At 64.0% G+C, this 5432-nt stretch carries 6 protein-coding genes; 4 read left to right on the top strand and 2 right to left on the bottom strand.

Annotated features, from left to right (window positions below; all coding sequences use genetic code 11):
* Positions 1–621 precede the first annotated feature (621 nt).
* On the bottom strand, positions 622–1050 hold the full coding sequence (locus tag ACN0YF_RS14755; protein ID WP_417483588.1) for a CBS domain-containing protein: 429 nt from the start codon (positions 1048–1050) through the stop codon (positions 622–624).
* A gap of 161 nt (positions 1051–1211) precedes the next feature.
* Here ACN0YF_RS14755 and ACN0YF_RS14750 point away from each other — a divergent pair, with 161 nt between their 5' ends.
* Together ACN0YF_RS14750 and ACN0YF_RS14745 are read left to right on the top strand one after the other, a co-directional pair.
* On the top strand, positions 1212–2534 hold the full coding sequence (locus ACN0YF_RS14750) for a DUF2157 domain-containing protein (protein WP_417494967.1): 1323 nt from the start codon (positions 1212–1214) through the stop codon (positions 2532–2534).
* The gene (locus ACN0YF_RS14745; protein WP_417494966.1) at positions 2531–3145 is read left to right on the top strand and encodes a GDYXXLXY domain-containing protein; all 615 of its coding nucleotides are present in this window, start codon (positions 2531–2533) and stop codon (positions 3143–3145) included. The genes ACN0YF_RS14750 and ACN0YF_RS14745 overlap by 4 nt, the downstream gene beginning before the upstream one ends.
* Here ACN0YF_RS14745 and ACN0YF_RS14740 read toward each other — a convergent pair whose 3' ends face one another.
* Positions 3146–3811 (bottom strand): rhomboid family intramembrane serine protease, encoded by a 666-nt coding sequence (locus tag ACN0YF_RS14740; RefSeq protein WP_417494965.1) that lies wholly within the window; start codon positions 3809–3811, stop codon positions 3146–3148.
* A gap of 156 nt (positions 3812–3967) precedes the next feature.
* On the opposite strand from ACN0YF_RS14740, the gene hfaA reads away from it, so the two are divergent.
* The gene (hfaA, locus tag ACN0YF_RS14735; RefSeq protein WP_417483584.1) at positions 3968–4405 is read left to right on the top strand and encodes a holdfast anchoring protein HfaA; all 438 of its coding nucleotides are present in this window, start codon (positions 3968–3970) and stop codon (positions 4403–4405) included.
* Positions 4398–5405: a holdfast anchoring protein HfaB gene (gene hfaB / locus ACN0YF_RS14730; protein ID WP_417483583.1), complete on the top strand. Its 1008-nt coding sequence runs from the start codon at positions 4398–4400 to the stop codon at positions 5403–5405. The genes hfaA and hfaB overlap by 8 nt, the downstream gene beginning before the upstream one ends.
* The last annotated feature ends 27 nt before the right edge of the window (positions 5406–5432 follow it).

The raw sequence follows: 5432 nt of genomic DNA, 5'->3' as shown, positions 1-5432 counted from the left end.
CCGGTCAGATCCAGGATCGAACCATGTTGGCACCGAAAGGCGGAAGCCTTCCCCTCTCCGTTTTGACCCGATCTGCTCGGCCGTCCCGTTGAGGAGGGCGGGGTTTAAGCCGCCCGGTTTTTGAAGTCAAACGCTTATTTCAGGGCCTCTGCAGTTCGTGGCAACCGGATGATTTTCTTTCGAAAACGTCACCGGTCAGATCCAGGATCGAACCATGTTGGCACCGAAAGGCGGAAGCCTTCCCCTCTCCGTTTTGACCCGATCTGCTGGGCCGTCCCGTTGAGGAGGGCGGGGTTTAAGCCGCCCGGTTTTTGAAGTCAATTCGCTAATCTCAGGAAGTGCAGAAGATGTTTCAGCGGCCAAAACCGGCGAAAAAATTCCCGACCGTCACACCCGAAGGGCGGGACGAGTCATCCTGAAAAAGCGACAAGACCTCACATAATAAACAAACGGCGCTGAGGCGCAAGTGGTAAACCGCTGCGCCGGCGCCGTTGGTGAAGCGGGTTCTACAGGATGGCCGGTTTGGCGCAACCCCCTGACCGCATTTTGTATCAGTTTTGTGGCAGTGGCTGCCGCTTCGCCCTTGTCTGGCAGGTGCAAACGGGACTGCAGCCTGGTGCATCAATGATGGATGTAGTTCCGCAGGTCCGCGGTTTCGGCCTCGACCGTGGCGATCTTGGCTTTGACGAGATCTCCGATCGAGACGATTCCAACGACCTGGCCCTGATCCAGGACAGGCAAGTGCCGCACGCGCCGCTCGGTCATCCGCACCATGACGGTATCGGTCAGGTCCTCGGGCGCGGCCGTCAGGAAGGCCGGGGTGATGGCGCCAGAGATCGGGCGGCCGAGCCCGGCAGCGCCATTGATCGCCAGCTCCCTTATAATGTCCCGCTCGGAGAGGACGCCGGTTGGCCTGTCATGGCTGTCGCAGACCAGCAACGCGCCGATTCCGTGCGAATCCATCAGTTTGGCGGCGTCCTTGAGGCTCAGCGCCTCATTGATCGAGACGACTTCGCGCCCCTTGGCGCGCAGAATGGAGTCCATATTCATCGCCAGCCCTCCTCGCAGGCAGGGTTGCTTCATACCACGAAACGGCGAGACGCGCATCTGAAACCGGGGCCGGCCCGGGGCCTGGCCAATGTGAATCAAACAAACATGGACAAGCTCACGGTGCACATGCAGGGTTTTGCGACCGATCTCAGGGGAGTGACATGATGGGATATCGCGCCAGACTGGCCCGCGACCTTGAACGCTGGATTGCCGCGGGCTGGGTCGACGGGACACACCGCCAGGCCATTCTCGGTGATATCGCCGCCCAGCCCGGCCGCTGGAACGCCGCCGGCGCCCTCGCCATCCTTGGCGCCAGCCTGCTGGCGATGTCGGCCCTCAGCTTTGTCGCTGCCAACTGGGATGTGATGCCGCGCCTGCTTCGCTTCGCCACCATACTCATTGCCCTGTGGGCTTCCCTGCTCGGCGCCGGGCGCGCCTTTGATCGCGATGCACCGGTGATCGGCCATGCGCTCGCCTTGCTGGGCGCGGCCCTGTTCGGTGCCGCGATCATGCTCACCGCCCAGACTTTCAACATGACCTCCTTCCGCAATACGGCCGTGCTGGTCTGGGCGGCAGCCGCCGCAGGCATCGCCTTTGTGCTGCCCTCGCGGCCGGTCCTGATCCTGGCCACCCTGCTGGGAGCGCTCTGGGCCTGGCTGGAAACCTTCAATCCCTACGCGCCGGGAATCATCTGGGGCTACCTGCCCCTGTGGGGCGTCACCGCCCTGCTCGCGCACCGGCTCGGATCACGTGTCAGTTTCAACCTGCTCTCGCTTGGCCTCTTCCTGTGGATCGCAAACCTGTTATGGACCGAGCAGTCCGCACACCGGTTCGGGGTGCTGGAAAGCTTCATGGCCGGCATATTGATTGCGGCCGCGATCGGCCTGCTCGCCGCCCATGCCCGTGACCGGCACATCAGCGGCGGCGGTGTGCTGGCCGCCTGGGGAATCTCCTTCGCCCTGCTCGGCTCCTATCTCCTGCAATGGCCGCTTGATGGCGCCCGCAGCCTGGCCGACCCGAGCGAGTCGGGCCGCTTCGGCGCCATCGCCGCCATCTCTGTGGTGGTGATCGCCCTCGCCGCCTGGCGCCGGGCCGTCACGGGCAATGTCAGCTGGAGCGCCGCCCTCGCCTATATTGTCGCCGGCCTGATGGCCGCCGGCCTACCCGCCCTGGTCAACACGGCCGGCCCGGACATGCTGATCTGGGTGCGCATCCTGATTGGCGCCATCTTTTACGGACTCTGCGTGGCGATGATCGTGCAGGGAACCCGGCCCGGCCAGTCCTTCGTCGGCGGCCTGGGCATTGCAGGCTTCGTGCTCCAGACCCTTTATGTCTATGCCGAGACCTTCAGCGGCCTGCTCGACACCGCCGTCTTCTTCCTGGTCGGCGGCGCAATTCTCTTCCTGATGGGCCTCGGCCTGTTGCGCCTGCACCGCCAACGGGCACTGGTCCCGCATGAGACCGGAACGGAGGACGCATCATGACCGCCCTGTCCCGCCTCGGCCTGATCGCACTGGCGATGACGGCCTTCCTCGGCTTCATGGTGATTGACCATGCCAATGCCCGCGCCAGCGGCACCGAGATCGTCCTTGATGTGCGCGGCTATGATCCGCGTGACATCTTCCTGGGTCATTTCAGCCTGATCCGCACAGACCTGCAGCAACTCGATGCCAGCGAGCTGGATGGCGATGACAGCTTCGAGCGCGGCGATCCGATCTATGTCGTGCTGGAGCGCGGCGACGATGACAGCTGGGCGCCCGTCTCGCTGCACGCCACGCGCCCGGATTCGGGCGTCTTCATCCATGGCTTCGTGGGGTCGAGATATACGATAGAGCAGGAATGGACCGACCCTGAAACCGGCGAGCCACTTGCCGAAGCGCGACGGGTCAACCGGATCCAGATCCATGCCTCGTTCAATATCGAGCGCTACTACGCCTCACGCGAGATGGCGCTGGATTTCGACCGGCGCCTGCGCAGCTTCGATGAGGACGGCAATAATGGTGTGCGCCTGATCCTGTCGCTGCCCCCGTCCGGTGACGCGATCATCAAGGGCTTCGAGATCGATGGTGTGCGCCGAATCGACCGGCTGTGGTGATCAGGCGCCAGGGCGCCCGCCCCGGCCCTCGCCGAAACTGGCCAGTACCAGCGGAAACAGCAACGCACCGGCGACCGTGCCACCGATATGCCCGGCCCAGCTGATCGGGATGGGCAAGACCATGCCGGTCAGGGCGATCAGTATATTGAAGCCGATCCAGGGCAGCGCCAGGCTGAGCATGCCGCGATAGCCGCCCCGCACCCAGCCAGCCGCCGCGATCAGGCCGGACACGCCGGTCGAGGCGCCGCCCATCTGGACTATTGCGTCGTGCGGCAGAAGCACCTCCAGCGCCGCACCGGCCACCGAGCAAACAAAGAAGAAAACCAGGAATCCCGCCGTCCCCTTCACCCCGCCGCCCAGCGCCAGGCCGACGGCGCGGCCGGCCCCGATCAGCACAGCCAGGTTCATCACCAGGTGCATCAGGCCGAAATGGATGAAGACATGCAGCACCAGCGGCGCGACATGGCCGAGCGGCTGCGCCGGCAAGGCCATGCCCGCCGGCCCGCCGATCACCAGAGAGCTTGCAATGATCCAGCGTCCCGCTTCGGGAATCAGCGCCACGATCGCCGCGCTGGCGAGTATGGCTGTGGCCAGGATCAGGACACCGGCTGGCATGGCATTGAAAATCGGCGTCCGGACCTGATCGTCCCGTTGCGGCACACTCACCAGTCATTCTCCTCGAAACTCTGGCCCAAACGGGCACTTTCAACGTCTTAACGGAAGGTTTCCCCCAACAGGCGAACGGAGATCGGCCCATTCACCCGCTGGCACGCCCATTGCAGATCACCGATGTGAGAATTGCGTTTTGAAGGACGTGAGACAATGAAAACCCGCAGGATCACGATCGCCCTTGCAACAATCACGGCCATTCTGGCCCCGGCCACCGCGCTGGGCCAGTCGGTCTCGACGACGGCCCAGTGGGAGCGCCCCTATGGCGTTGCCGGCGGTCAGGAGACCCAGGCCTGGTCCGGAGCATCTTCCAGTGCAGGCGCTGCTGCCAGCGCCGGCGCGGCGAGCCGCTCGACCGCAGGCAATCGCGTGATCATCGATGGCGTCATCCAGACCGGCGTCGGCGTCTCTTCCTATGGCGGCCTGTTCGGCGGCGGTGTCGGTTCCGGCGCCACGGCGATCGGTAACCAGCTCAACGTCAATGTGAGCGGCCAATACAACACCGTCATCGTCAATTCCAGCCAGATCAATAATGGCGACATCAACGCCAGTGCCCAGTCCGACGGCAATGTGAGTAGTGACAATGATTAAAGCCAGACTCCTCCTCGCCTCGCTGGCGAGCGTTCTTGCCCTGACCGGCTGCGCGTCGACAGACCGCTCCGGCCCGGACGGCAATTACGTGACGCCGATCGGCAATTCGCCGGTGACGCCCAATCCGACACCCTATTCGGAAGCGCTGGTCTGCCTGGCCAATTACGCCCGGGCCCATAATCTGCGCTCGCCGCGGGTCGCGGTCGGACGTCTGTCGGATTATACCGGCCGCGCCTCGCTGGAAGGCGGCGCCGCCCTCACCCAGGGCGCCTCGCTGATGGCGATCTCGGCCTTCTCGAAAGCCGGCATCCGCCTGGTCGAGCGATTCGACACCTCGATTTCCGAACTTGAGCTGCGCTATGCCAACAATTCCCTGATCGGCAATGCGGACGGCACCCAGCGCGAGATCCGCGCCGCCTCCCTGCCCGGCTCCGACTATAATCTGGTCGGCGGCATTACCGAGCTCAACTACAATATCCGCTCGTCCGGCGTTGACGTGCTGGCCGGCGACCGCATCGACAGCGATCCGACGGGCCTGTTCAGCCGCCGCATGTGGGTGATGAATATCGGCCTCGACCTGCGTCTGAACGAGACCCAGACCATGGAGACCGTCGACGTCATTTCCTACCAGAAACAGATCATCGGCCGCGAAATCAGCGCCGGCGTGTTTGCCTTCTGGGGCGATGCGGTGGTCGACATCTCGGCCGGCGGCCGCTCGCTCGAGCCGGTTCAGCTCGCCGTGCGCACCGTGATCGAACGGGCCGTGCTTGAAATTTCCGCCCAGCTCTACGGCGTCGATCCGTCTGCCGCCTGTGCCTATAGCGACCCGATCGGCGGCGGTGTCAGCAGCGGACCAACCAATACGACCGGCGGCATCAATATCGCCACAGCCTATGGCTCCAGGGAGACCTCCAATGTCCAAATGCGTGAGAGTGTGGATCATGGCCACGAGCGCCGTGATGACAGTGTCCGCACCTATCTTCGCGGACGATACGACTGAGGTTCTCAACGGCCAGCTCAACCTGGA

It is taken from the genome of Maricaulis sp. (assembly GCF_048270265.1).
Lineage (GTDB): Bacteria > Pseudomonadota > Alphaproteobacteria > Caulobacterales > Maricaulaceae > Maricaulis.
This window is presented reverse-complemented; position numbering and strand designations above follow the sequence as displayed.